Below are 23319 nucleotides of genomic sequence, written 5' to 3'. Positions count from 1 at the left end.
TAGCGTTGCCAGATCCATAGTGGTGCGAGTCAGAACAGAAACCACAGGGACCGAAATCGGGCGGAACGCAGGCGAGAGGCCCGGTGAGGGAGAGCCTGGGCTATCCCCCACCGAGCCTCGCGACCGTGACTCAGAGGAGACCGGGCGTCACTTCTTGACGGTCGTGTCGACCTTGATGTCGCCGCTCACGATCTTCTGCTTGGCCGCGTCCAGCTGCGACTTGATGTCGTCGATGAAGCCGCCGCTGGTGGCCAGGCCCACGCCGTCCTTGGCGAGGTCGTAGGTCTGGGTGCCGGTGAGCGGGGAGCCGTCCTTGACGGACTTGACCGCGTCGTAGACCGCGACGTCCACGTTCTTGAGCGCGGAGGTCAGGATCGACTTCTGGTACTTGACCAGGCCGGTCTGCGCGTACTGGTCGGAGTCGACACCGATCGCCCAGGCGCCGGTCTTGCCGGCGACGGCCTCGATCGCGCCGTTGCCGGAGGAGCCGGCCGCGGCGTAGACGACGTCGATGCCCTTGTCGAGCATGCCCTGCGCGGCCGCCTTGCCCTTGGCCGGGTCGGAGAAGCCGGACAGGTCGGAACCGCTCGTCAGGTACTGGGTGGTGACCGTGACCTTCGGGTTGGTCTCCGTGACGCCCTGGCGGAAGCCGGCCTCGAACTTGTTGATCAGCGGGATGTCGACGCCGCCGATGAAACCGACCTTGTTGTCCTTGGTCTTCAGGGCCGCGGCGACACCGGCGAGGTAGGAGCTCTGCTCCTCGGTGAAGGTGATGCTGTCGACGTTCTTGGCGTCCACGACGGAGTCGACGATCGCGAAGGTGGTCTTGGGGTACTTGGCGGCGGCGGCCTTGATCGAGTCGCCGTAGGCGAAGCCGACACCGATGACCGGGTTGTAGCCCGCGTCCGCGAGGTCCTCGAGGCGCTGCTCGCGGTCGGCCTCGGTGTCCGAGGTCTTCGCGGTGAGCTCCTTGATCTCGATGCCGAAGTCCGTCTTGGCCTTGTCCAGGCCCGCGGCGGCGGAGTCGTTGAACGAGTGGTCGCCACGGCCGCCCACGTCGTAGGCGACGCCGACCTTGAGCGCACCGCTCTTGGCGCTGTCGCTGTCGCTGTCCTTGGAGCTGCTGCCGCATGCGGTCGCGGTGAGCGCGAGGGCCGCGGAGGCTATACCCGCGGCGGCGAACTTGGTTACCCGGCGCAAGAGGGTACCCCTTCACTAGAAGCGCCCCGTCCGGCGCTGGCTTAACCCGGAGCTTAACGCGCGTAGATGTCAGGTAAAGGGGGGTTGGCGGCCCGTTATCGGATCGACGCATTTCGGCCAGGTGACCCGGCCGTGTCAGCCGGGTCACCCACCGTCATGCCAGCAGCGCAGCGGAGGTGAACAGCTCCACCCCGACCTTGATCGCGCCCTCGTCGACGTCGAAATCACCTTGATGCAGATCACGCTTGGAATTGTCCCCCACCGGACGCACCCCGAGCCGCGCGAGGGCGCCCGGCACCTGCTCCAGGTACCAGGAGAAATCCTCCCCGCCGAGGCTCTGCTCGGTGTCCTCCACCGTGTGCGCGCCGTAGCGGGCCGTCATCGCGTCGCGCAGCAGCTCCGTCGAGTCGTGCTCGTTGACCACCGGCGGGACCCCGCGGTGGTACGTCAGCTCCCACTTGGCGCGATACATGCCGGCGATCTGGTCGATCACCTCGTGCACCAGGTCCGGGGCCTCGTGCCAGGCGGTCAGGTCCAGGCACCGGACCGTGCCCTCCAGCTCGGCGTGCTGCGGGATGACGTTGCAGGCGTGGCCGGCCTCGATACGGCCCCACACGATGCTCATCCCGGACCGCGGGTCCACCCGGCGGGCCAGCACGGCCGGCAGCTCGGTGGCCATCTTGGCGGTGGCCGTCACCAGGTCGGTGGTCAGGTGGGGGCGGGCGGTGTGACCGCCCGCGCCGTCCAGGGAGAGCTCCAGGCGGTCCACCGCGGAGGTGATCGGCCCCTGCCGCAATCCGATCCGGCCCACGTCGACCTTGGGGTCGCAGTGCACGGCCAGGATGCGGCCCACGCCGTCCAGCGCGTTCGCCTTGATGGCGTCCAGCGCGCCGCCCGGCATGACCTCCTCGGCCGGCTGGAACAGCAGCCGCACCGGCCGCCGCAGCTTGCCCTCGCGCAGCAGCTCCGCCAGCACCAGGCCGGCGCCCAGCACCACCGTGGTGTGCACGTCGTGGCCGCAGGCGTGCGCCCGGCCGGGGACCGTCGACCGGTAGTCGACCCGCTTGGTGTCCGGGATCGGCAGCGCGTCCAGATCGGCGCGCAGGGCCAGCCGGGGCCGCTCCGGGTCCGTGTCCCCGATGTCGCAGATCAGGCCCGTCCCGCCCGGCATCACGCGCGGCTTGAGACCGGCCTGCTCGAGGCGGGCCTTCACCGCGGCCGTCGTACGGAATTCCTGGCGGCCCAGTTCGGGATGCATGTGCACATCCCGCCGGAACGCCACGAGCTCCGTCCGCAGGCGCTCGGGGAGCACACCCAGAAGGGCGTCGTCCGGCGCGGCAGGAACGGTTGGGGCCACTGACACAGGGGTTCCGGAGGGTTCGGAGGGTGAGTCGTTCACCTCCGACAGGCTAGACCGCATCTGCACTCCCGATCGCTGGATCGCCGTAAATTCATTCCGCGCGAGGAAGAAAAACTCCCCCGTTCGGCGCGTACCCGGCTCCGTACAGGGGTATCAACACGGTTTACCCCTCGCCTCTCCATAGTGGCTCAACGATCGCGCCGTCGCGCGGCAACGCCCCGTGAGCGGCGTCACCACGGCGTGGCGGGCGGCGGTCAGCGCGGACCGAGCAGCCGGGAGTAGAGGTCCAGGAGCGGGGCGGACTGCGTCTGCCAGGACCACTCACGCAGCGTGTCGCCCCGGTCGTACGCCTTCCGGTAGCGCCGCGGGTTGGTCAGCACGGCGCCGACGGCGCGGACGAAGTCGGCGGTGTCCAGGGAGCGGAACACCTCGCCGTTGCCGATCTCCAGCGTCGGCCGGGCCAGCACCCGCACATCGCTGACGACCACGGGCAGGCGGGCGTGGGCGTACTCGAAGTAGCGGGCCGGCAGGGCCACCTGGTGCGCGGGCAGGCGGTGCACGGGCAGGACGCCGATGTCCGCGGAGGACAGGAAGCGCGGGATGTCGGCGGGCGGCACATAGGGCAGCACATGCAGGCGGCCCTCGACGCCGAGCTCCGCCGCACGATCGGTGAGGACGCGCACATAGGCGTCGCCGGGGTCGGGCACGACCAGCGCCGCGTGCAGGTCGTACAGCTTGGGCAGCGCCTCGATGACCGTCAGCAGCCCCCGGGCCGGCCCGACCGCGCCGCTGTGCACCAGGAGGGGGACCTCGGGGGCCAGATGGCAGTGGTCGCGGACCCCGGAACGCGGCGGCGCGGCATGGGAGGAGGGTGAGGGTGAGGCCGAAGCCGGCGGGGCCTCGTACGGCGGGGCGTTGCGCGCCACGGCCGGCCGGGCGGCGAGGCCGTGGCGCTCGCGCAGCCGGTCGGCGTAGGTCTCGGCGACGGTGACGACGCCGTCGACGAGCGGCACATAGGTGCGCTCGTGGGCGTCACGGGCGACGGCGGCCCGATGGCTGGGCTCGGTCTTGGCCGTGGTGTCCCAGACGACCTCGACACGGTGCCCGGTGCCCTCCGCCCGCAGCGCGGCGCGGACGGCCGTGCCCAGGGTGCGGTGCCCGAGGGCGTGCACCAGGTGCGGGCGCAGCTCGTCCAGGACCGGTCCGTAGGCGATCTCCAGGTCGAGCAGCAGCGGGTCCAGCCTGCGCCAGCTGCGCTTGCCGAGCAGCAGGCGCGTGGTGGCGGTGGACAGCCGGTCCAGCAGCCCGTCGGGCGTGGCCCTGCGGCGGACGGCGGCCCGGTACTGCGCCGAGCGCAAGGCGTTCCAGGCCCGGCGCACCGCGTGCTGGAGACGTGCGCCGCCGTGGCCGAGCCGGGCGGCGGCCTTCACCGGTAAAGGGCTGTAGATCACGTCCAGCTCGGCCTGGCGGGAGGCCAGCAGGGCCGTATGGGCGGCCACGAAGGCGTTGCGGTACGCATAGGACTCCGCGCTGCGGTAGGCCAGGGCGCGCAGCAGGCCCGGACGGGGGCGCTGCAGGCGTCTGCGGTGCAGGGTCTCGGCGACGGAGACGCGGATCAGGCGCACACCTTCGGGCGCGATCCCGGCGCTGTCATCCCGGCAGTCCCGGCAGTCCCGGCAACCGTGGCCCTCGGCGGCGCGGCCGATGATCGTGACCTCGTAGCCCGCCCCGGCGGCGGCCGCCGCCACGCGGTGCGCCCGTGAGTCGCGCTCCAGCGCACTGTCCGCGAGGACCGCGATGCGCCGCGCGGGCCTCGGTGCCGTTGCCATGGAGCAAGGCAACCTGGTTCGGGTGACTGATCGGTTACGTACGGCTTGCGCGGAGCGGAACGCCCCCGGCAGCCGGAACACGCGCCCCTGCGCGCCCCTCGCGCCTCGAAGCGCCCCGGCGCGCCTGGTTTTCGCACATCCCCTGCCTTTTCGGGACTTGTGCGGGCGCCCACACTGATGGGAACAGGGGGAAATGGGGTGGGGGATGTGACATGGCGACACCCGGGTGCCGGGAGCCCGGGGGACACGGCCGGGACCGGCGTCGAGGACGGCACGGGGGACGGCGGGGAAGAGCCTGCCGCCCGCGTCGCGGGGACCGCCGCGAGGCGCCTGCCGCCCCCGCGTCCGGCGGTCGCGCCGGGCGGCAGTGGCAACACCGGCACCGGCGAGGATGACTGGAGCGCGTCGACCCGCTACATGTGCGCGGGTGCCCGCCTCGACGAGGGCTTCGCCCGCCGGGTGGTGCACGAACTGCGGCACGAGCGCTACCGGGCCTGCGCCCCCTCGTACGGTGTCGACCTCGGCCGGGTGGGCACCCACGCCGAGCAGACCCTGCGGGACCTGCGCAGGCGCGACCTGGCCGTCGGCGGCGCCTTCCTGGTGTCCCTGCTGCTGGCCCCGGTCGCCACCGTCGTGTACTGGTTCGCCACCGCCTTCCTGCCCGGCGGCCCCCCGCAGGGCCCCGCCGCGTCCCGGTGGGTGCGCGGCCGGGAGCGGTCCCGCGAACCGGCCGTCCCGGCCGTGCTGCGGGCCCTGGCCGTCCAGGTGCTCGTGCTGCTCGCGGGCGCCTGGCTGACCCCGCTGGTACCGCTGTGGCTGAACGACGTGCCGGTCGCCACGTTCCTGCTCACCCTCGTCCTGCTGGTCGTCTGCCCCTGGGCGTTCACCTGGGAGCAGCGCGGCCGGGCGTGGGGGGCGATCGGCGAGCAGCTGACCCGCGAGGCGTTCCGCTCCGCCGCGGACGGCCCGCCGCCGGGCGGGCACACGGGCGGGCTGCCGCAGTCCTCGGTCGGCGGCGACGCCAACCTCGTCGTCTACAGCGGCTACCGCCCCTTCGTCGGCGCCGGCGACGAGGTCACGTCCTGGTCGTTCGCCATGCGGCTGACCCCCGAGGGGCACGAGCCGGGCACGGGCACCGAACCGCCCCCGGTGCCCTTCGACACCGCGGGCCTGGTCCGGCGGATGGCGGACGACCTGGACGCACTGCGCGCGGGTGCCGGTGCGGGCCCGGCCTTCGCGGCCGACCGCGTCCCCGGTCTGGAGGTCACCGAGAAGGTCTTCGTCCACGGCACCGAGCTGCGGCAGAACGCCCTGTTCGGGGAGGCCGTGTTCTGGCCCGGCGCCGCCGGGCACTGGCCGCCCGAGGGCAGGCCCGCCGACCAGCTCTCCTCGGAGCGCATCGCCACCGCCCGCGGCAGCGTCGACGGGCCGGTGCGGCACTGCCTGTGCGCCCAGGTGCGCAGTTGGGGCACCGACCTGGTGCTGTCGGTCTTCGTCCAGGTCGCCGTGAGCGCGGCGACGCTCTACCTCCAGGCGAACACCCTGGTGCTCACGCCGGTCAAGGAGGAGTACCGGGTGGCCGACTCGCTCGCGCGCCCCGGAGACCTCCAGGACCCGGGGAGCGCCGTCCCGGGGCTCGCCGACGCGCTCCTGCACAGCCGCTCGGTGCTGCAGGAGGCGCCGGCCGCCGCCTTCTCGGAGCTGCGCGCACCCGCCCGGCGGCAGCGCGCCCTCCAGGCGCAGCGCGCGGCCATGTCCGACGACCGGCGGTACGACTTCGGGGCCCGGCTCAGCCTTCGCGAACTCGCGTCGTCGCACGCCTTCCGGGACTTCTTCCAGCGTGTGGACGTCAACCGCATCGGCAAGCAGATCGAGCTGCAAGTCCTCGGCACCGCCGCCGAGTTCCTCGCCGAGCACGGCCTGGACCTCGGCGACCTGACACGGCACCGCAACCTCATCCTCAACCAGGGGATCATGATGACCGGAGGATCCATGAGCGGCAGCATCGCCGCCGGGGCCGGCGCGGCGGCGCTCTCCACCGCCCCCGCGCCGCAGCGGGCCGCCGACCCCGGCGAGGGGGGTGGCACGCGATGACCGGCACGGACGAACCGCGGACCAACCACGGCATCGTGATCGGCGGCAGCGCCAGGGTCGGCGACTCGGCGCTGGCCGCCGGGGCCGGCGCCGTCGCCCACCGCACGGGACCGGCGTCGACGGCCGCCGACGGCGCGCTCGCCGCCCTCGGTGAACTGCGGCGCAGGCTCGACGCCTTGGAGGACCCGGGGGTCGGCGGGGCCGCGCGCACGGAGGCGGCCGCCCTGGCCGGGGAACTGGCGGATGAACTGGCCGCGGGGCAGGCGGACGGCGAGCGCGTCGAGCGGCGCCTCGCCCGGCTCCGCGCCCTCATCGGCGACGCCACCGCGCTGACGGGCCTCGTCACCGCGGTGCACGCGAGTGTGCGGGCGGTCACCGGTGGCTGAGCGCCTGAGCCGGACGACGGCGCTCGCCCTGCTGCTCGGCTGTGTGACCGCCGCCGCCTGTTCACCGGCCGGGCACTCCCCCGCCGGCAAGGGCGGCGACGGTCCTCGTACGACGGCGGTGTTCACCCCGCGTGAGCCACTGGGTGAAAGGCGGTTGGGGCAGACCGCGGACCTGATGCGCCGCCGCGCCGAGGGGTTCGGTCTGCGGGACGTCGTGGTGCGCACGGCCGACGGCAAGGTCACCGTCACCGCGCCGGGGGCCACCCCCGAGCAACTCGCCTCGCTCGGCGAACCGGCGGTCCTGGTGCTCCGGCCGGTGGTCGCCGTCGCACCGTCCGGCGACGGGGCGCCCGCCCCCTCGCCGGGGGCCGGGGTCGCGGAGTTCCAGGCGCTCGACTGCTCGTCGGCCGCCGGCCGCACGGATCACCAACGGGGCGACGGTGAGCGGGCGGTGGCCTGCGCGACGGAAGTGGTGGGCGGGGTCCGGGCGAAGTACCTGCTCGACCCGGTCGCCCTCAACGGCACCGAGATCAGCGAGGCCGAGGCGGTGTTCGACCAGGAGAACAGCACGGGATGGCAGATCCGGTTGCGGCTGACCTCCGCCGGGGCGAAGACGTTCACGGAGGTCACCGGGCGGCTGGCCGCGCAGGTGAGCCCGAACAACCAGTTCGCGATGGTGCTGGACGGGGCGGTGCTGTCCGCGCCCGCGGTGAACAGCGCGATCCCCGGTGGGATTGCCGTCATCACCGGCAACTTCACGCGCGCGTCGGCCGGTCTGCTGGCCGCGCAGATCAGCGGCGGCGCGCTGCCGACACCGATGGACGTGTCGTCCATGACGCGCTGAGGCGCCTCATGGACGACGACGTCCGCGGTGCGGGATCAGGGCGCGAGGACCGTGGTCTGCCCGGAGACCACCGACGCGAGGCCGTGCAGGTCGCGGGCAGTGCCGGTGATGCCGGACAGGAAGCTCTGCGCCCGGGGCGAGGCCGAGTCTGTCAGCCACTCCGGGTCGACGTCGCAGACCTGGATCTTGACGCCGGTGCCCTCCAGCGCGAGCGGGAGGGTGTGCACGACCGTGGAGGGGAAGCTCAGGATCGTGTGGCCGATCGGACCGCGCCGGGCGACCAGTTCCAGGGGCAGGTCGGGACGCACGATCTGCAGACCGGTCTCGACGGAGAGCCGGTGCAGCTTCTCGACGCTCTCACGGCGGTGCGCGAAGTAGCGGGCGGCCCCGTTGCTCCTGGCCAGGATGGCGACCGCGGTCAGATACCGCTCCAGGTCGACGACGCCGGTCTCCACCAGGGAGGTGCCGACGATGTCGGTGCCGCTGCTGATGGTCGGCGGGCCGAACCGGGCCCGCGTCCAGGCGAACCGGTTGGCGCGCAGCGCCATCCCGGACGGCGGGGTGGCGGGCATCGAGCTGAACAGCTCGACCTGCCGGCCGCGGCCCGGGGTGAGGCGCCGCCGGGCGGCCGAGGCGAAGACGCCGAAGGCGGCGTCCGACGGGGAGGGCCGCCGGCCGCTGCGGTGCCAGCGGACCAGCCGGGCGCCCTTGCTCAGCAGCTCGGTGAACTCCATGGTCGCCGTGCCGTCGTCCACGACGATGATCTCCCGCGCCCGGGTGAGCGGCAGGAGGACCTGCACCAGCCGGGAGAAGGGGTCACCGAGGACGACCCGGCCCGCGGAGCGCAGCGCCGGGGTGAGTTCTGCCGCGGTGCGCAGCAGGGAGCCCCGGGAGGAGCGCGCCTCGCACCAGCGGACCGTGATGCCCTCGTCCATCGCCAACTCCGCCATCCGGCGCAGCTGTCCCCGCGTCATGGGGTCGCTCGGGGCGAGGGCCACCACGGTGATCGGTCGACCGGGTGCCACCGGGCCCGGGGCGGCCGAAGCCGCCCCGGGTCGCGGTGTGGGCACCGCGGGCGGGTGAACATGCGCCCACTCCAGCACGTTGAGCAGCTGAACGGGGCTCTCTACGAGTGCCAGAGTGCCGCTGTCGCCCATGGATCAGGCCGACACCGACTCGGCGTCGGCGGCGGCGGCAGCGGCCGCCTCCTGCTCGGCGATGACGCCGGGCACGCGGCGCAGCTTCTTCATCGGGCCGAGCTCGCCCTCGTAGACCTTCTTGACACCGTCGCCGAGCGCGGACTCGATGATGCGGATGTCGCGGACCAGGCGGTCCAGACCCTGCGGCTCGACGGAGGCGGCCTGGTCGGAGCCCCAGTTCGCGCGGTCCAGGGTGATGTGGCGCTCGACGAAGACGGCGCCGAGGGCGACCGCCGCGAGGGTGGTCTGCAGGCCGATCTCGTGGCCGGAGTAGCCGACGGGCACGTTCGGGAACTCACGCTGCAGCGTATTGATCATCCGCAGGTTCAGCTCCTCGTGCTTCGCCGGGTACGTCGACGTGGCGTGGCACAGGATGATGTTGTCGCTGCCGAGGACCTCCACCGCGTGGCGGATCTGCTTCGGCGTGGACATGCCCGTGGAGAGGATCACGGTCTTGCCGGTGGCGCGCAGGGCGCGCAGCAGCTCGTCGTCGGTCAGCGAGGCCGAGGCGACCTTGTGGACGCGGACGTTCTCGAACTTCTCGAGGAACTCGACCGAGGGGACGTCCCACGGGGAGGCGAACCAGTCGATGCCCTTGCTGACGCAGTACTCGTCGATGGCGCGGTACTGCTCCTCACCGAACTCCACCTTGTGGCGGTAGTCGATGTAGGTCATCCGGCCCCAGGGGGTGTCCCGCTCGATCTCCCACTGGTCGCGGGGGGTGCAGATCTCCGGGGTGCGCTTCTGGAACTTCACCGCGTCGGCGCCGGCCTCGACGGCCGAGTCGATCAGGGCGAAGGCGTCCTCGAGGGAGCCGTTGTGGTTGATGCCGATCTCGCCGGTGACGTAGACGGGCTGGCCGGGGCCGACCAGGCGGTCGCCGATCGGACGAAGGCGGGCGGGGGTGGTGGTCACTGGGAGAGTTCCCTTCGGGAAAGAGAGGGGCCGAGGATCCACGAGGCGACCTCGCGGATCGCACCGCGCCCTCCGGGCGTTGCGGTGATGGAACGGGCCGCGTCCTTGACGACGTCGTGCGCGTTGGCGACGGCGGTCGGCCAGCCGACGAGCGCGAAGCAGCCGAGGTCGTTGACGTCGTTGCCGACGTAAAGGACCCGCTCGGGGGCGATACCTTGCTCCTCGCACCACTGCTTCAGTGCGAGGTCCTTGCGGTCGATGCCGTGGAGCACGGGGACCTTGAGCTTGCGGGCCCGTGCGGCGACGACCGGGTTGGTCTCCGTGGACAGGATCAGGACCGGAAGTCCGTTGTCGCGCAGGGCGGCGATCCCGAGCCCGTCACCACGGTGCACCGTGACGGTCTCGCGTCCCTCGGAGTCGACCAGCACCGTGTCGTCGGTCTGGGTGCCGTCGAAGTCGAGTACGACCGCGTCGATGTCGGCGCGGGTCGGCAGTGCGGCCGGTGCCGCGGACTCCTCGGTCCGGGCGGCGGAGCCGGTCGCGGGGTCGAGCAGCGGGGCCAGGGCGCGGGCACGGGACAGGTCGTCCGGCTCGTCGATCTCCAGCACCCGTGCGGGGTCGGTGCGCACCAGCGCGGTGTGGCCGAAGAACCGGTGCTTGGCCTCGCGGAAGCCCTCGACGCGCATCGCGTAGGCGGCGCCGGTCTCCAGCAGGTCCTGCGGGCGGTCCTGACGACGCGGCCGGTGCGCCTTGTCGTGGTTGACACCGTACCCGCCGGTCGTGGTGGCGGCCAGGGCCGTACGGCCCTCGCCGGTGACGGCTGCGGCGCCGGAACGGTCCGTCGCGACGGCCGCGGCGCCCATCTCGTCGGCGGCGTCGCGCCAGATGAAGCCGTGGAACGGGGCCACGGTCACCGCCGTGTCGGCGCCGTCCTCGACGACCGCGGCGGCCACGCCGTTGACGTCCTCGACGGAGATGAACGGGCTGGTGCACTGCACGAGCAGCACGACGTCCGCGCTGACCCCGGACATCGCCTGGTACGCGTCCATCGCGTGCAGCACCGCCGCCTCGCTGGTCGCGGTGTCGCCGGCGATGGCGGCCGGGCGCAGCACGACCTCGGCGCCGGCGGCGCGGGCCGCGTCGGCGATCTCGGGGTCGTCGGTGGAGACGACCACGTCGGTGATCAGCTCGGCCTCGCGGCAGGCGCGCACGGCGCGGGCGACCAGCGGGACGCCGCCGACGGGGGCGAGGTTCTTGCCGGGTACGCCCTTCGACCCGCCGCGTGCGGGAATGACGGCCAACACCGTTGGCATGGGGGCTCCTTGCGAATTGTGGGGACTCACAGCTGGCCCCATCGGCGGATCACGGGCGCGACGCGCTGAACGCCCTGGCGGTACGCGGTGCGCGCGGAGTTGCGCGCGAAATCGCGGACGGCGCGGCGCAGCGCGCTCGGCTCGGCGGGCTCCACGGCGGCGCCGGGCAGCGGCTCGCCCTTCGGGTCCAGGCTGTGCCGGGCGAGGACCCCGGGGAGGTAACCGGGCGCGGTGGCGGTGGTGTAGTACGGCGCGAGCGGGGGCAGCTCGGCCGCGCCGGCGAGCGCGGTGACGCGCTCACGGACGGTGCGGAACGGGTCGCCCTCCGAGGCGATGCCCTGGGCGCGGGCCCACGCGGGGCGCACGCGGGGCACCTGGCCCGCGTCGATGTGGTCCCAGGAGGCGTAGGCGCCGGACCCCAGGAAGTGGTGGTTGCCCAGTGCCTCGCGGATGCCGAGATCGGTGAGGATCGCGGTCGGGATGCCGCGGTGCATGGACTCCAGCGCGGCCGTGGAGCTGACCGTGACCAGCAGGTCGGTGCGGTCCAGCACCTCGCCCATGTTCCCGTAGACGAGCTTGAGGTTCCTGGGCGGGTCCAGCCGGGCGACCAGCTTCTGGTACGGCTGTTCCTCGATGTGCGTGGTGTGCTCACCGGGCTTGCTGCGCAGCTTGACCAGTACCTCGCGGTCCGGGTGGAAGCGGGCGTGGTCCACCGCGCGGCGCAGCAGGTACATGCGGTCCTTGCGGCTGTCCGGGACGGACGGCTGGACGGCGAAGACGACGGTGAACGGCCGGTCCGCGGAGGCCTCGTACGGGTTGCCCTCCAGGAACGGCAGCGCGGTCTCCACGATGGAGCCCGCGTCGGCCCCGACGCCCTCGTACACCGCGCGGAAGCGGTCGGCGTCGTGCGCGCTGTTCGCCAGGACCGCGTCGGCGCCGGAGCGCAGCAGCAGGCCGTCGGCGAGCTTCTCGTAGACGACGCCGACGTAGCCGGTGACGACGACGGGCCGGCGGGGGGTGCCTTCCCACGCGCGGGCCAGGCCGTGCAGCATGGCCTGGACGGTGCCGCCGACACAGGACAGGACGACCACGTCGGCGCTCTCGCGGGTGGTCGTGGCCAGGAAGTCCGCCGCCGTGACCTCGCGCATGGAGTCGGCGGGGATGCCGACCTCGGCGAGCTGGCGCTCGGTCGGCGTCGCACGCCCGCGAAGGAGGCGCGCGTCGAGCCGCGCGTGGGGGGCGATACGGCGAGCCGTCAGCGCACCCCATTTCCATCGGGTGTCCGAGTCGGCGAGGACGGTGACCTTGATCGGGTCGGTGGTGGTACTTGCTGGCACGCCGCAAAGTTAGGAAGACATTCCTAGCGGGCGCCCAACGCCACGCCAACGGACGGTTAACAACACGCCGCCGGATGAAGAACCAGCACGCCAGGCTGACGCATTCACAAACCCGACACCCCACGTTCACCAAAGAGCCTGCGTCGTGTCAGCACGACGGGCACCGGGAGTCATAGGGTGCGCCCCGTGAGTAAGCTTTCCGTCATCGTCCCGTTCTACAACGTGCAGGCGTTTGCTCCTGACATGTTGAGAAGTCTCCGTGCGAACGCCCGGCCGGATTTCGAATTCATCCTGGTGAACGACTGCGCCACGGATGAGACGCCGAAGATCCTCGAGCGCGCCCTGCCGGACCTCCCCGGGGCGAGACTGATCTCGCACGAGCAGAACGGCGGCCTCGCCACCGCCCGCAACACGGGCATCGACGCCGCCACGGGCGAGTACGTGACCTTCCTCGACGGCGACGACTGGCTGGCCGAGGGCTACCTGCCGCAGCTGCTGGACGCCATCGAGACCCTCGGCACCGACTTCGTCCGCACGGACCACGTCGTCTGCCACGGCCGCAAGCGCACCGTCGCCCGCGTCCCGCACGGCCGCCGCGGGGTCTCGCTCGACCCCCGCGGGGCGATCCTGCCGCCCGACCGCACGACCTCGGTGGACTACCCGTACGCCTGGGCCGGGATCTACCACCGCCGGCTGGTCGACGCCGGGCTGCTGCACTTCCCGGACGGGCTGCGCACCGCCGAGGACCGGCCGTGGATCTGGCGGCTGCACCGCGAGGCCAAGAGCTTCGCCGTCGTCGGCCTGCTGGGCGTCTTCTACCGGCGCGGGGTGGCCACCTCGCTGACGCAGATCGGCGACGTCCGGCAGCTGGACTTCATCCGCTCCTTCGACCAGGTGCTCGCCGAGACGGCGACGGACCCGGAGGCGGACCGCTTCATGCCCAAGGCCGTGCGCACCTACTGCGCGGTGATCTCGCACCACCTCGGGGCCATGGGCCGCTACGAGCCGCAGGTGGCCCGTAAACTCAAGGCCATGAGCGCCGCCGCCCTGAGGCAGATGCCGCAGGACCTCCTCGCCGAGGCCCTTGACTCGATGGACATGGAACGCAGCCTGCGCCTGCGCCGGCTGCTGCGCCGGCGTATCGGCGGCGGGGCGGTGGCCGCGTAATGGGCCGTACCCAGGTCTTCCTGGCGGCGGGCCTGACGGGCGTGGCCGCGATGGCGGCCGCGCTGGACGCGGGACTGCTCACCCCGGCCGACCGGCGGCTGCTGGTGATCAGCAACAACGCCCCGGTGCCCGAGATCTCGCCCGCCGCGGACGCGATGGCGGGCTTCGAGGCGCTGCGCGGCCGCTTCGACCGCGTGCTGTCGTGGAACGAGGCGATCTCCCCGCTGCACCCGCGCGGCTGGACCCCGCGTCCGGACGACGTGCCGATGTGGGAGCGCCATCTGCGGCGGCTGTGGGACCTCGGCGACGACGACGTGGAGCTGGTCGTCGAGTCGGTGCACATCGACCCGGCGCTCGCGCTGGTCACCGCGTTCACCGCCGCGCCGGTCGTGGCGTACGCGGAGGGGCTCACGGCCTACGGCCCGACCCCCAACAAGCTGGAGCCGCTGGTCTCCACGCGTATCGGCCGGCTGCTGCACCTGGGGCTCGTGCCGGGACTGCGCCCGCTGATGCTGACGGAGTACGGCGTGCCGGAGGAGGTCGTCCCCGCCGAGGCGTTCACCAAGGTCCTCGCGGAGGTCGCCACGGCCGCGGAGCTCACCGCGGACGGCGGCACGCCGGCCAGGGGCGGCGCGCTCCTGCTCGGCCAGTACCTGTCGGGGCTGGAGATCCTCAGCGACCGGCAGGAGGAGGAGCTCCACCTGCGCATGCTGCGCGCGGCCGTCGCCGCCGGGCACCGCACGATCGTCTTCAAGCCGCACCCGACGGCTCCCGCGCACCGCGCGGGGCAGCTGGAGCGCGAGGCGGCGGAGCTGGGCGCCGAGCTGCACGTGGCGGATCCGGCGCTGCCGGCCGAGGCGCTCTTCCAGAGCGTCCGCCCCGAGCTGGTCGCCGGCTGCTTCTCGGCGGCGCTGTTCACCGCGTCCACGCTCTACGGGCTGCCGGTCGCCCGGATCGGCACCGAGACGGTGCTGGAGCGCTTCTCGGTCTACGCCGACAGCAACCGCGTGCCCGTCACCATCGCCGACCGCCTCCTGCCCGACCTGGCCGACGCCGCCGCGGTGGCCGGCTGGACCCCGCCGGCCGCCGAGCGCGTCGCGTCCGAGGTCGGACCGCTGCTGCGCGCCGTCGCCTTCTGCATGCAACCGCAGATCTACGCGTCCCTGCGCAACGAGACCGCCGCCTATCTGTCCAACCGCCTCAACTCCGGCAGCCAGCGCTACTTCACCCGGCGCCGGCTCAGCAGGCTCGCCCTGCCCGGCGGGGTTCCGGCCCAGCTGGCCTTCCTGCCGAACAACCCGGCCGTGCGCCGGGCGGCCCGCCGGCTGCGGCACGTGGCACGCCGCTGACCCCCGCGGACGGGGCGCGTCAGCGCGCCCCGTCCGGTGCGAGGGTCTGTGCGACACCGGCGACGAGGTTCCGCAGGCCGGTCTCGAAACGGGCCTCGTAATTGCCGAACATCTCCCCGCTCACCGCTCCCAGCAGCGGGTACTCGGCGCCGAGCCGCGCCCGGCGCTCCTCGGGGTCGTAGCGTTCGTCGCGCTCGCCGGGGACCGGCTGCACCGCCTGCTCCTCGATCACGAAGCCCACCGTGAAGGTGTAGGCGGTGAACCAGGCGTTGAGGGCGTTCTCGACGGTGAACCCCTGCGCCACGAAAGCGCTCATCCACCGCTCCAGTGACGCCGCGTGCGTGTCGTCGGTCAGATGGGTACCGCTGAAGACCCGGGCACCGTCGCGGTGGGCCGGCTGGGCGTCTCGACTTCTTCCGCGGCCCGCACTTCACCGTGCCGGCGATCGGCGCGGAACCGCCCGCCGCGCTGCCGGGGTTCACCCGCGCGCACCGCGAGGAGTCCGGCGGCGCCGCCCACCGGGCGTACGGCGACGGCCTGTTCGTCGTCCGCCCGGACGGTTACGTGGGGCCGGCCACGGACGATCCCCGGCAGGTCGGCGGGTACCTGGCCCGTTTCGGCGGCTGAGCCCGCCTCAGAAGGCGTCGACTGGGACGTAGGTGCCCCAGACCTCGCGCAGCGCGTCGCAGACCTCGCCGACCGTGGCCCGGGCGCGCAGCGCGTCCTTCATCGGGTACAGCACGCCCGCCCCGCCCGGCCCGCTCTCCGCGGCCGCGCGCAGCGCGCCCAGTGCCGCCGCGACGGCCCGCCGGTCGCGCCGGGCGCGCAGGGCGGCGAGCCGCTCGGCCTGGGCGGCCTCGATCGCCGGGTCGACACGCAACGGCTGGTACGGATCCTCCTCGTCGAGCCGGAAGCGGTTCACCCCGACGACGACCCGTTCGCCGGAGTCGGTCTCCCGCGCGATCCGGTAGGCGTTCCGCTCGATCTCCGACTTCTGGAAACCGCGCTCGATGGCGCCGACCGCGCCGCCCATGTCCTCCACCCTGCGCATCAGGTCCAGCGCCGCCGCCTCGACCTCGTCGGTCATCGTCTCCACCACGTACGAGCCGGCGAACGGGTCCACCGTCGCCGTCACGTCGGTCTCGTAGGCCAGCACCTGCTGGGTGCGCAGCGCGAGCCGGGCCGACTTCTCCGTGGGCAGTGCGATGGCCTCGTCGAAGGCGTTGGTGTGCAGCGACTGCGTGCCGCCGAGCACCGCCGCCAAGCCCTGCACGGCCACCCGCACCAGGTTCATCTCGGGCTGCTGCGCGGTCAGTTGCACGCCCGCCGTCTGGGTGTGGAACCGCAGCATCCAGGACCTGGGGTTCCGCGCCCCGAACTCCTCGCGCATGACGCGGGCCCAGATCCGGCGCGCGGCACGGAACTTGGCGACCTCCTCCAGCAGCGTCGTCCGCGCGACGAAGAAGAACGACAGCCGGGGCGCGAAGTCGTCCACGTCCATGCCGGCGGCGACGGCGGTGCGGACGTAGGCGATGCCGTCGGCCAGGGTGAAGGCGATCTCCTGCACGGGCGAGGCCCCGGCCTCGGCCATGTGGTAGCCGGAGATGGAGATCGTGTTCCAGCGCGGGATCTCGGCACGGCAGTAGCGGAAGAGGTCCGCCACCAGCCGCAGGGAGGGACCCGGCGGGAAGATGTAGGTCCCGCGGGCGATGTACTCCTTGAGCACGTCGTTCTGGACCGTGCCGGTGAGCCGGTCCGCGCGGACCCCCTGCTCCTCGCCCACCAGCTGGTACATCAGGAGCAGCAGCGCGGCGGGCGCGTTGATGGTCATGGACGTGGAGACCTCGCCGAGCGGGATGCCGCCGAACAGCACCTCCATGTCCTCCACCGAGTCGATCGCCACCCCGACCCTGCCGACCTCGCCGTGCGCGAGCGGGGCGTCGCTGTCGTGGCCCATCTGCGTGGGCAGGTCGAAGGCGACGGACAGGCCGGTCGTGCCGTGGGCGATGAGCTGCCGGTAGCGGGCGTTGGACTCCGCGGCGGTGCCGAAGCCGGCGTACTGGCGCATCGTCCAGGGGCGGGTGGTGTACATCGCCGGGTGGACGCCGCGGGTGAAGGGGTAACCGCCCGGCTCGCCGAGCTTCTCCGCCGGATCCCAGCCGTCCAGTGCGGCGGGACCGTAGACCGGATCGATCGGCAGACCGGATTCGGACTCGCGTGCCATGCGTCATCCTCCAGGGAATCGCCCCCTGGTCCCAGTGTGCGCGGATTTCCCGCGATGTTGGCGCAACTACATGCCAGGGAAATCAGTCCAAGGGGATACCGGTTCTCACAGGGGGATGACAGACATGGCACTCATATCGATCGCGCGATCACGCGCGGCCGCGGTGGCCGCGGCACTTCTCACCGGGGCGCTGCTGGCCGGCTGCGCCGCCCACGCCACCCAGCCGGTGGCAGCCCAGGGCCCGTCCGCGTCGTCGGCCGGCGGGGACAGCCCGAGCCCGGCACCGTCCACGAGCACGAGCACCTCGCCGGCCCCGACGCCGGCCCCGAGCTCGACGCCGTCCACCGCGAAGCCCAGCCCGTCCGGCACGCCGAAGGCCCCGCACACCGCGCGCCCGGCCGTGGTCGTGGGCCCCGGCAGCAACAGCGCCCGCGTACGCGAACTCCAGGCCCGCCTGCGGCAGCTCGGGCTCTTCGACCGGGCCCCCACCGGCTACTACGGCAGCGTCACCGCGAGCGCGGTCCGCTCCTTCCAGGGCAAGCACGGCCTCGCCGCCTCCGGCTCCGTCACCAAGTCCACCTGGACCACTCTCCGTTCCCTCACCCGGCAGCCCTCCCGCGCCGCGATGTACCCGCCGACCACCAACCCGGTCGCCAAGCTGGACCCGCGCTGCCTGAACGGCCGCGTCCTGTGCATCAGCAAGACCAGCCGCACCCTGGCCTGGGTGATCGACGGCAAGGTCGTCTCGGCGATGGACGTCCGCTTCGGCTCCCAGTACACGCCCACCCGCGAGGGCACCTTCAGCGTCTTCGCCAAGAGCCGCCACCACGTGTCGACGATCTACCACACGGCCATGCCGTACGCGATGTTCTTCAGCGGCGGCCAGGCGGTGCACTACTCCGCCGACTTCGCGGCGCGCGGCTACGCGGGCGCGTCCCACGGCTGCGTCAACGTGCGGGACGCCGGCAAGATCGCGGCACTCTTCGACCAGGTCCGGATCGGCGACAAGGTCGTCGTCCACTGGTGAACGCCCACGGCCGGCCGCTAGGGCCGGTCCCCGGCGAGCAGCGCGTCCAGCGCGCGCCCGAACACCCGTCGGCCGGCCCACGCCGTGGGCCGGCCGAACGCCTTCGGAAGCCCGCGCACCCGCAGTTCCTCGCGCCACACGATCCGCGACCCCGGCCCGGGGTCCCGCGGCCACACCTCGATCTCGGCCCAGCCCAGCACGACCGCGCCGCGCTTCTCCAGCCGGCACCGGCCCGGCCCGCCACCGGCGTCCGGCGGCTCCCAGCGCACGATCTCCATCGGGTCGGCAAAGGACAGCGGGCCGACACCGGTCCGCGCGATGAAGCCCGTGCCGCCGTCGCGGACCTCGACCGTGGTCAGGGGGACGTGGGCGGCGTGCCGTTCCCAGTCGGTGACCCGGCGCCAGGCCTCGGCGGGCGGCAGCGGCGACTCGCGCTCGACGCGGAAGGCGGGCACGGAGGTCGTGGTCACGAGGGCAATCTATGCCGCCGCGGGCCGGAGAGCGGGGACGCGGGCAGGGCGGGGGGAAAGCGCCCCGCCCACGTCTCTCGTTGGGGGCCCGGTACGGGGAGACCGGGCTGCCCCTCGACCGATGACCAGTCGGTCTACTCGTTAAAGCGCCCAGGGGGCCGAAAGTGTCACTCGCCCCGCGGAGGCCTCACGTGCTCCGCCGGGACGCGTGGGACGGCCCGCAGGTGTCACTGCCCGCCGGCGCGGGGCGAGTGCCGCTCACCGAAGCGGTGATGGCCGCCGGAACGGTTCTTCCCGTTCCCCTTTCCCGCGTGGTGCAGCCGGCCGGGGGCGTCGTCCTTCGGGCCGGCGTCCTTCGGGCCGGCGTCGCCCGCCCTGCCGACGCGGCGGCCGTGCGGCCCGAGCACCGCGGCGCAGTAGCGCCGCACCATGGGCTGGCCGCCGCCCGCGGCCTTGCGGAGCTGCTTCCAGACCTGCTCGTCCGTCTTCCCCCGGCGCCAGCCGGCGGCCGCGTAGGCACGGCACAGCGCCGTCGGACCGGTCATCGCCCCGGGCGGCGGCACGGAGACCCGCGGCGCCCCGGGCGCGGCGGGCGCGCCACCCGGCACGGTGCCCACCGGGACGCCACGTCCGGACCGCGAGGGCGCGGGCGGGCGGGGGGAGACGGCCGGGGTCGCCGGACGGGTGCCGCCCGTCGCCTGCGGCGCCGCGCCCTGGGTGTGCACGGGGGCGGGCGCCTCGTCCCCACCGCCCAGCAGCACCGGCAACGCGCCCGCCGCGGCGGCGAGGGCCACCCCGGCGACGGCCGCGGTGGCCAGCAGGGCGCCGCTGAAGGCCCTGGCGGTACGGCTCTTGGGCCCACCGGAACGCCGGCCCGCCGCGTCGCGGCCTCCGTCCCCGCCGCCCTCCTCGTTGCCGCGGCCGCCGCCGACGGGCGACAGCTCGGGACCGCCGTCCCGCGCGTCCCGGAAGGCGGCGAGGGCCGCCTCCTCGCGCGCGGGGTCGAGCGCCGCGGGTACGGCGGCCGCGGCGAGCGTCCGGGCCAGCGCCGCGGCCCGCGGGTCCGTCCATGCCGGGCCGGCGGTGTCGTTCTTCGCCGCCCCGCGCAACAGCCTTTCGGCGGTGGTGTCGTCGAGCCAGTCCTGTCCCTTGTTATCGCTCATCTCATGTCCTCAAGCGCTCGAGACGCCGAAAACGTCACACTTGACGACCCGTCGTCGGATTCCAGCAGTTCAGCGAGGCGCCGCAGGCCGCGGCTGGTGGCCATCCGCATCGCCCCCGGCCGTTTGCCCACCACCGCGGCGGCGGCGCGGGAGTCCAGCCCCATCACGACGCGCAGCAGGACCGCCTCCGCCTGGTCCCGGGGAAGGGCCGCGATCGCGGCCAGCGCGGCCCCGGTGCCCACCGCGGCCACCGCCTCCTCGGCGGTGTCGGAACCGCCGGGCCGGTCGAGGAGCTCCTCCACCCCAGCGGCGGTCAGCGGACGGCGGCCCACGGCCCGCAGGTGGTCCAGCGCGCGGTTGCGGGCGATGCGCGCCGCCCAGCCGCGCAGCGCGTCCCCGTCGCCGTGGAACGACGACAGGTCCCGGGCTATCTGCAGCCACGTCTCCGATGCCACGTCCTCGGCGTCCCCCACGCCGACCAGCGAGCGTACGTACTGCAGCAGTTGCGGTTGCACCGCTCGGTACACGAACCGGAAGCCGTCCTCGTCCCCCTCTTGCGCCGCGCGTACCGCGGTCGCCAAATCCACGTTCGAGCCTCCCCCTTGGAATCGCGCACCATACTGCCCCATGCGGCGCGTTCCGACAGGCCCTGGGGGGCGGCTACTCACGGGTCACAAAGCTGACGAAAACAGCCGCGCCACCGCCGGGACCACGTCGGGCCGACGCGGTTCCCGGGAGGGGGTGTGACACTTTCGGCCCGCAGGACGCTGAACAAGACAGAAGCGGCCGGAGACGCTCCTGTGGGGGGAGGCGGACTTCGGCCGCTTCACCTGCGACGGCGACCGTCCGGCCCCCTCACCCGTGCCGCCGGAGCCGCGAATTCCCGCCAGCTCCCTCCGGGCCGGCCCGGGTCCCGCAACGGCAGGCGCCTGCGGGCCGCGCGGCTTCCGGCACAACCCCGGCCCTCGTCGCAGGCACCGCAGCACGGCGGCGCCGGCCGCGGCACCCCCGGGCGTGGGAAACCGGCGCGCGGAAGGGGCGTTCCCGGCCGCGCCCGGTCGGCGCCCCGCGCTCGCCGCCGCCCGAGTGCCGGGCACCGCGGGGCAGAGCGGCGCGAACCGCCGAAGGCAGTGTGCGGCATGACACCGGGGACTCGGCCGGCACCCGTCCGGCCGAACGGAGCCCGGGAATCCCGCGTGTGGCGCGGAACCCCCGCCGGCGGCGCCGGCAGGCACCATCACCCCCGTTGGAGGACGTGACTGCTCCTCCGTTCGGGTGAAAGCGGCAAGCCGATCCCGCCGGGGCCGGACTCGCCGCCCGTACGAGGTCCGCCGGCCGGCGCCCTCCGGCGACGGGCGCGGGGTGGCAGAAGACGCGGATCGCAGCGGAGGATACGGTGCGGCCGCCCCCTCGCCGGCCGCGGGACCGGGGCCGCGGCGCGCACAGGACCGGCGGGCGACGCGGCGGCAAGTGCGGCCGTGCCGGCCCGGGCCGCCGCCCGCTTCGCCCGCATGTGCCATATGACCTGACGTTGTGTCCGGATGGCGCACCCCGCCGTGCGGGCCCTCGACGGACGTGCACTTTCGTTCCCGTACGGGTGAAATTCGCGCATCCGTCGTACAGTGCCGAACATACGCCGATACGGTGGCGCTCACGCGCCGTCCATTCCCACGGACGCCCCACGCGTCACCGTCGGTTCCCTCGGTCCCCATACCGCCCGCACCGCCCGCAGTACCGCGCAGTCCCCCCACCCCGCAGTCCCCCGCAGTTCCAGGAGAGCACCGCTGACCAGCGACACTCCGTCCGTCCCGCCGGCGACACCGCCGCTGCTCCCGCCGCAGTCCCGCGGCGGCGCCGACCGGACGGCCCGGACGTCCCGCCCGGCCCCGCAGCCCGGCCGCCCGCGCGGCGGACTGGACGGCTTCAACGACGCCCCGCCCGCGATCGCCGAGGCAGCCCTGCTCGACTGCTGCGGCAGCCTGCGCTGGGCCCGCCGGGTCGCCGCCCACCGCCCCTACCCGGACGTGGACGCGCTGCTCGCCGCCGCCGACGAGGCCGCCTACGACCTGTCCCCCGCGGACCTGGCCGAGGCCCTCGCGGGCGAGGCCGCGGGCGCGCCGCCGGACATCGCCCCCACCCGCGGCAGCCTCGCCGCGCACACCGCGCTGCGGGCCGCCCAGGCGGCCTACGAGGCCCGGTTCGGCCATGTCTTCGTCGTCAGCCTGGACGGCGTCGACCCCGACGAGACCCTCGGCCTGCTGCTCGCCTCGCTCCGCCGCCGTCTGGGCCACGACCCCGACGAGGAACGGGTGGTCGCCGCCGAGGAACTGCGCCGGGTGACCCGCGCGCGGCTGGCCCGCCTCGCGCGCGGGGACGATCCGGTGGGACAAGGGGTTCCCGGTGGATACACCCACCCGTGCGGGATCGATCACACCTGACGGACCCGGCAGGACGTAGCCGACAGGCCGTCGCTACGATGGCCAGGGCCGGAGGACCGTACCCGGCCGGGCCCGACCGACCAAACGAAGCCGGCAGGCCCTTCACCGCTCCCGGAGGGTTTTTTTCCGTGCCGGCTGGAACGTTGTACCGCGGCCGGGAAGGCATGTGGTCATGGGTGGCTCATCGTGTCACCGGTGTCCTCATCTTCTTCTTCCTGTTCGTCCATGTCCTTGACACCGCGCTGGTGCGCGTCTCCCCCGAGGACTACGACAAGGTCGTCGACACCTACAAGCAGCCCATCGTCAGCCTTCTCGAGTACGGGCTGGTCGCCGCTGTCCTCTTCCACGCTCTGAACGGCCTGCGCGTCATCGCCGTCGACTTCTGGTCCAAGGGCCCGAAGTACCAGAAGCAGATGCTGTGGTCGGTTGTCGGAATCTGGGTCGTCCTGATGATCGGGGCCATCTACCCCGTCCTCGGTCACGCCGCTCGAGTGCTGTTCGGGAGCTGAGTCCATTCATGTCCGCAACAGATCACGTGGAGCTCAGCTCCTCCAGCGCCGCGTACAGCCCCGAGAACCCGGCTCCGTACATCGAGGCGCCGCGCTCCCGTTCCCAGCGCACGCCGCGCGCCACCCGGACCAACTTCGAGCTGTACGGCTGGCTGTTCATGCGCCTGTCCGGCATCGTGCTCGTGGTCCTGGTCATCGGCCACCTGCTGATCCAGCTCGTCCTCGACGGCGGTGTCACCAAGGTCGGCTTCGCCTTCGTGGCGGGCCGCTGGGCGTCCCCGTTCTGGCAGACCTGGGACCTGATCATGCTGTGGCTGGCGATGCTGCACGGCGGCAACGGCCTGCGCACCGTCATCAACGACTACGCCGAGCGGGACAACACCCGGTTCTGGCTCAAGATGCTGCTGTACACGGCGACGGCGTTCACCATCATCCTCGGCACGCTGGTGATCTTCACCTTCGACCCGAACATCCGCTAGCCGGGCTGGACAGGGA

21 protein-coding genes and 1 pseudogene are annotated in these 23319 nt (G+C 73.4%); 10 read left to right on the top strand and 12 right to left on the bottom strand.

Annotated features, from left to right (window positions below; all coding sequences use genetic code 11):
• Window positions 1–147 precede the first annotated feature (147 nt).
• The 3 genes from ACIP9H_RS08670 to ACIP9H_RS08660 all read right to left on the bottom strand — a co-directional run bounded on the left by ACIP9H_RS08670 (window position 148) and on the right by ACIP9H_RS08660 (window position 4389).
• Complete coding sequence (locus tag ACIP9H_RS08670) at window positions 148–1200, bottom strand: BMP family protein (RefSeq protein ID WP_401580996.1); 1053 nt, start codon at window positions 1198–1200, stop codon at window positions 148–150.
• 154 nt (window positions 1201–1354) lie between these two features.
• Window positions 1355–2557 carry an amidohydrolase gene (locus ACIP9H_RS08665; RefSeq protein WP_401958341.1) on the bottom strand — a complete coding sequence of 401 codons (1203 nt, stop codon included), beginning with the start codon at window positions 2555–2557 and terminating at the stop codon, window positions 1355–1357.
• A 257-nt stretch (window positions 2558–2814) separates the two neighbouring features.
• Window positions 2815–4389, bottom strand: a complete 1575-nt coding sequence (locus tag ACIP9H_RS08660; protein ID WP_401580998.1) for a glycosyltransferase — start codon at window positions 4387–4389, stop codon at window positions 2815–2817.
• 207 nt (window positions 4390–4596) lie between these two features.
• On the opposite strand from ACIP9H_RS08660, the gene ACIP9H_RS08655 reads away from it, so the two are divergent.
• From ACIP9H_RS08655 to ACIP9H_RS08645, 3 genes are read left to right on the top strand one after another with little or no spacing between them, the layout of a single operon-like run.
• The gene (locus ACIP9H_RS08655; protein ID WP_401958337.1) at window positions 4597–6483 is read left to right on the top strand and encodes a hypothetical protein; all 1887 of its coding nucleotides are present in this window, start codon (window positions 4597–4599) and stop codon (window positions 6481–6483) included.
• Entirely contained in the window at window positions 6480–6869 is a 390-nt protein-coding gene (locus ACIP9H_RS08650; RefSeq protein ID WP_401958335.1) for a hypothetical protein, read from the top strand. The genes ACIP9H_RS08655 and ACIP9H_RS08650 overlap by 4 nt, the downstream gene beginning before the upstream one ends.
• A complete protein-coding gene (locus ACIP9H_RS08645) occupies window positions 6862–7713 on the top strand; it encodes a SecDF P1 head subdomain-containing protein (RefSeq protein WP_401958332.1) in 852 nt (283 codons plus the stop codon). The genes ACIP9H_RS08650 and ACIP9H_RS08645 overlap by 8 nt, the downstream gene beginning before the upstream one ends.
• A 35-nt stretch (window positions 7714–7748) precedes the next feature.
• Here the strand turns inward: ACIP9H_RS08645 and ACIP9H_RS08640 are convergent, their stop codons facing one another.
• The 4 genes from ACIP9H_RS08640 to ACIP9H_RS08625 are packed head-to-tail and all read right to left on the bottom strand — an operon-like array spanning window position 7749 to window position 12477.
• The gene (locus ACIP9H_RS08640; protein WP_401581006.1) at window positions 7749–8870 is read right to left on the bottom strand and encodes a hypothetical protein; all 1122 of its coding nucleotides are present in this window, start codon (window positions 8868–8870) and stop codon (window positions 7749–7751) included.
• 3 nt (window positions 8871–8873) lie between these two features.
• Window positions 8874–9827, bottom strand: coding sequence for an N-acetylneuraminate synthase family protein (locus ACIP9H_RS08635; RefSeq protein WP_401581007.1), 954 nt, complete (start codon window positions 9825–9827; stop codon window positions 8874–8876).
• Entirely contained in the window at window positions 9824–11140 is a 1317-nt protein-coding gene (locus tag ACIP9H_RS08630) for a cytidylyltransferase domain-containing protein (RefSeq protein ID WP_401958327.1), read from the bottom strand. The genes ACIP9H_RS08635 and ACIP9H_RS08630 overlap by 4 nt, the downstream gene beginning before the upstream one ends.
• A gap of 26 nt (window positions 11141–11166) precedes the next feature.
• Window positions 11167–12477 (bottom strand): DUF6716 putative glycosyltransferase, encoded by a 1311-nt coding sequence (locus tag ACIP9H_RS08625; protein WP_401581011.1) that lies wholly within the window; start codon window positions 12475–12477, stop codon window positions 11167–11169.
• Window positions 12478–12663: 186 nt separating this feature from the next.
• Here ACIP9H_RS08625 and ACIP9H_RS08620 point away from each other — a divergent pair, with 186 nt between their 5' ends.
• Both ACIP9H_RS08620 and ACIP9H_RS08615 read left to right on the top strand, forming a co-directional pair.
• Window positions 12664–13644 carry a glycosyltransferase family 2 protein gene (locus ACIP9H_RS08620; protein WP_401581013.1) on the top strand — a complete coding sequence of 327 codons (981 nt, stop codon included), beginning with the start codon at window positions 12664–12666 and terminating at the stop codon, window positions 13642–13644.
• Window positions 13644–14993 carry a polysialyltransferase family glycosyltransferase gene (locus tag ACIP9H_RS08615; protein ID WP_401958323.1) on the top strand — a complete coding sequence of 450 codons (1350 nt, stop codon included), beginning with the start codon at window positions 13644–13646 and terminating at the stop codon, window positions 14991–14993. The genes ACIP9H_RS08620 and ACIP9H_RS08615 overlap by 1 nt, the downstream gene beginning before the upstream one ends.
• A 19-nt stretch (window positions 14994–15012) precedes the next feature.
• Here the strand turns inward: ACIP9H_RS08615 and ACIP9H_RS08610 are convergent.
• Window positions 15013–15390 (bottom strand): annotated as a pseudogene (locus ACIP9H_RS08610) (TetR/AcrR family transcriptional regulator C-terminal domain-containing protein); the annotation flags it as partial.
• A gap of 38 nt (window positions 15391–15428) precedes the next feature.
• Between ACIP9H_RS08610 and ACIP9H_RS08605 the strand changes: the two are divergent.
• Entirely contained in the window at window positions 15429–15620 is a 192-nt protein-coding gene (locus tag ACIP9H_RS08605) for a hypothetical protein (protein ID WP_401958320.1), read from the top strand.
• A gap of 7 nt (window positions 15621–15627) precedes the next feature.
• Here the strand turns inward: ACIP9H_RS08605 and ACIP9H_RS08600 are convergent, their stop codons facing one another.
• Window positions 15628–17217 (bottom strand): methylmalonyl-CoA mutase, encoded by a 1590-nt coding sequence (locus tag ACIP9H_RS08600; RefSeq protein WP_401958318.1) that lies wholly within the window; start codon window positions 17215–17217, stop codon window positions 15628–15630.
• Between the two features lie 124 nt (window positions 17218–17341).
• Here ACIP9H_RS08600 and ACIP9H_RS08595 point away from each other — a divergent pair, with 124 nt between their 5' ends.
• On the top strand, window positions 17342–18244 hold the full coding sequence (locus ACIP9H_RS08595; protein ID WP_401958316.1) for a L,D-transpeptidase family protein: 903 nt from the start codon (window positions 17342–17344) through the stop codon (window positions 18242–18244).
• Between the two features lie 17 nt (window positions 18245–18261).
• On the opposite strand, the gene ACIP9H_RS08590 is transcribed toward ACIP9H_RS08595, so the two are convergent.
• From ACIP9H_RS08590 to ACIP9H_RS08580, 3 genes are all read right to left on the bottom strand, one after another.
• Window positions 18262–18699, bottom strand: coding sequence for an SRPBCC family protein (locus ACIP9H_RS08590; protein WP_401581174.1), 438 nt, complete (start codon window positions 18697–18699; stop codon window positions 18262–18264).
• 242 nt (window positions 18700–18941) lie between these two features.
• Complete coding sequence (locus ACIP9H_RS08585; protein WP_401958313.1) at window positions 18942–19877, bottom strand: hypothetical protein; 936 nt, start codon at window positions 19875–19877, stop codon at window positions 18942–18944.
• The gene (locus ACIP9H_RS08580) at window positions 19874–20506 is read right to left on the bottom strand and encodes an RNA polymerase sigma factor (RefSeq protein WP_401581025.1); all 633 of its coding nucleotides are present in this window, start codon (window positions 20504–20506) and stop codon (window positions 19874–19876) included. The genes ACIP9H_RS08585 and ACIP9H_RS08580 overlap by 4 nt, the downstream gene beginning before the upstream one ends.
• Window positions 20507–21499: 993 nt before the next feature.
• Between ACIP9H_RS08580 and ACIP9H_RS08575 the strand changes: the two genes are divergently transcribed.
• From ACIP9H_RS08575 to ACIP9H_RS08565, 3 genes are all read left to right on the top strand, one after another.
• Window positions 21500–22315: a 2-oxo-4-hydroxy-4-carboxy-5-ureidoimidazoline decarboxylase gene (locus ACIP9H_RS08575; protein ID WP_401581026.1), complete on the top strand. Its 816-nt coding sequence runs from the start codon at window positions 21500–21502 to the stop codon at window positions 22313–22315.
• 128 nt (window positions 22316–22443) lie between these two features.
• Window positions 22444–22824: a succinate dehydrogenase, cytochrome b556 subunit gene (gene sdhC, locus ACIP9H_RS08570; protein ID WP_319658631.1), complete on the top strand. Its 381-nt coding sequence runs from the start codon at window positions 22444–22446 to the stop codon at window positions 22822–22824.
• Between the two features lie 8 nt (window positions 22825–22832).
• Entirely contained in the window at window positions 22833–23303 is a 471-nt protein-coding gene (locus ACIP9H_RS08565; RefSeq protein ID WP_401958309.1) for a succinate dehydrogenase hydrophobic membrane anchor subunit, read from the top strand.
• Window positions 23304–23319 lie beyond the last annotated feature (16 nt).

It is taken from the genome of Streptomyces sp. NPDC088732, from assembly GCF_044751205.1.
Taxonomy (GTDB): Bacteria; Actinomycetota; Actinomycetes; order Streptomycetales; family Streptomycetaceae; genus Actinacidiphila.
Note: the sequence above shows the minus strand (reverse complement) of the source record. Positions and strands in the feature narration are given on the sequence as shown.